The following is a 2,336-nucleotide window of genomic DNA, read 5'->3' on the forward strand; positions in this document are numbered from 1 at the left end:
CGCGGTTGAAGGTGATGGGGTGGCTTCGCAACCGAATCCTACGCCGCATCAGCGCTTTACACCACGCTCGCCAGCCTCTCAGGCGCCCTCTCGCGAATAAGACGGGCTAGACGTGACGGGCCGCTTGCACGAACCTGTCATGCGAGGAGCTCAATTTGGCGACCCGACGCGGAATCCTTCAGGTTGGCGTTGCTGCGGCAACGCTGGCCGCTGCGAACGGCCTCGGCCCGCTGGGCGGCGACGCCGCCCAGCAACGGCTGACGGAATCCGAAACCCTCAGCTTCGAGCCGATGGGCAACCTCACCCTGCTGCACATAGCCGATCTCCACGGCCAGTTGATGCCGGCTTACTTGCGCGAGCCCACCATCAATCTGGGCGCAGGAGCGGTCATGGGTCTGCCGGAAGGTGCAAGAACCAAAGACCTGCTTTCGCATTTCCGTATCCCCGCCGGCTCCGCCGCCGCTCATGCTCTGACCTCGGAGGATTTCGAACGGCTGGCGCAAGCCTACGGCCGGATCGGCGGGCTCGACCGTGCGGCCACCGTGATCAAGGCCGTTCGCGCCGAGCGCGGCGCCGAATGGGTTCTGCTGTTTGACGGCGACGACACCTGGCAGGGATCGCTGACCTCCTACCGCACCCGCCGGCAGGACATGGTGGAATGCCTCAAGCTGCTCAAGCCCCACGCCATGACTGGGCACTGGGAATTCCCGCATGGCGAGGCCAGGGTCAAGGAATTGGTCGAAGCTCTGGGCTGTCCGTTCCTCGCCCAGAACATGCGAGACAACGAATGGCAGGACCCGGTCTTCGACGCTATTCCATGATCGAACGCGGCGGCATCAGGATTGCCGTCATCGGTCAGGCCTTCCCGTTCACCGCACTGGGCGTCCCGCGCCGGCATTTTCCCAAATGGAGCTTCGGCATTCGCGAGGAAGATCTGCAAGCCACCGTCCTCAAGGCAAGGCAACGGGGCGCTGCGCTTGTGATCTTGCTCTCGCACAACGGTTTTGGCATCGACCGCAAGCTTGCCGGTCTCGTCGAGGGTATCGACGTGATCCTGACCGCGCATACGCATGATCCATTGCCGGAGGTCGTCCAGGTCGGGAACACGCTACTGGTGGCCGGCGGCAGCCACGGCAAATTCGTCTCGCGCCTCGACCTCGACGTGCGCGATGGTCGCGTCAATGGCTATCGATTCAAGCTGATCCCCTTGTTCCCGGATGTCATCCGTCCCGATCCCGAGATGCAGGCCGCAATTGCGAGCATTCGTGCGCCGTTTGCTGCAGAGCTTGCCCGCGTGATCGGCCGCTCGGATACGCTCCTCTACCCGCGCGGTCGCTTCGATTGCAGCGCGGACGACATGATCTGTGCCGCACTCCTTGAAAAGCGCGATGCCGAGATCGCGCTTTCGCCGGGCTTCTGGTGGGGAACGAGTCTTTTGCCTGGCGCGCCGATTACGATCGAGGACATCCACAACATGACCTCGATCGCCTATCCCGAGGTCTGCCGCACGCCGATGACCGGCGAGCGCCTGACAATTGTTCTGGAGGACGTCGCCGACAATCTGTTCCACCCCGATCCGTACTACCAGCAGGGCGGCGACATGATCCGCTGTGGCGGCGTCGGCTAGTCCAATGATCCGCGCAAGCCGATTGGACAGCGGATATCGGACATGGTGCTCCTGAGGACAGGTCAGCCGATCGAAGCCGCCCGCGAAGATATGGTGGCCAGTTGGGGATGCACGGCCGATACGGTTGAGGGACCACCGATCTGGGATCTGGTTGAGCGCTATGTCGCACGCAAGAAGGTCGTCAACGCGGCGCCCGCCTCTGGGATATCGCCTCGCTGATTTTCACTAGGCGCCACCTCGGGACAAAGCCGCCACTTCAGTCTCGTCATTATCCCGTGCCGGCTCCGGATCGGGGCTCGGCACCTTCACTAGAGCGGTTCACGGCTTGATTGAATCGGTAGGGATTGAACGAAGCCGCTGCCGCGGCGTGAGAGGCAAGGTGGCGTAGATCGCCTCCTGGCTGAAGGATGTGGGTGTTGGAGCCCACCCCCTCAGACAGGAGTATCGAGATGGCCGATTTGAGCCCTCTTCGCCGCGGCAGCGGCTTCGTTCAATCCCTACCCGATTCTTTCCGGTCGGAAAATGCTCTAGGCTTGGCGCGGTGCTGTCGAACTCCTTCGGATTCGGAGGCACGAACGCCACTTTGATCTTCGAGAATGCGGATAGTTCTGTTGGCGGCGGATGGGCGCAGCACCCGGTCGATCGCCAAGGAAGTTGGGGTCCAGCCGCGGATTGTCAGCCTTTGGCGGCATCGCTATGCCGACCATGG

At 62.8% G+C, this 2,336-nt stretch carries 2 pseudogenes; both read left to right on the forward strand.

Annotated elements, in window-relative coordinates:
- Positions 1–155: 155 nt before the first annotated feature.
- A pseudogene (soxB, locus tag QJT78_RS50295) lies at positions 156–1,846 on the forward strand (thiosulfohydrolase SoxB).
- 374 nt (positions 1,847–2,220) lie between these two features.
- Positions 2,221–2,336 (forward strand): annotated as a pseudogene (locus QJT78_RS50300) (helix-turn-helix domain-containing protein); the annotation flags it as partial.

Origin of the sequence: Bradyrhizobium sp. Mp27, assembly GCF_029953005.1 — a bacterium.
GTDB classification, from domain to species: Bacteria; Pseudomonadota; Alphaproteobacteria; order Rhizobiales; family Xanthobacteraceae; genus Bradyrhizobium; species Bradyrhizobium barranii.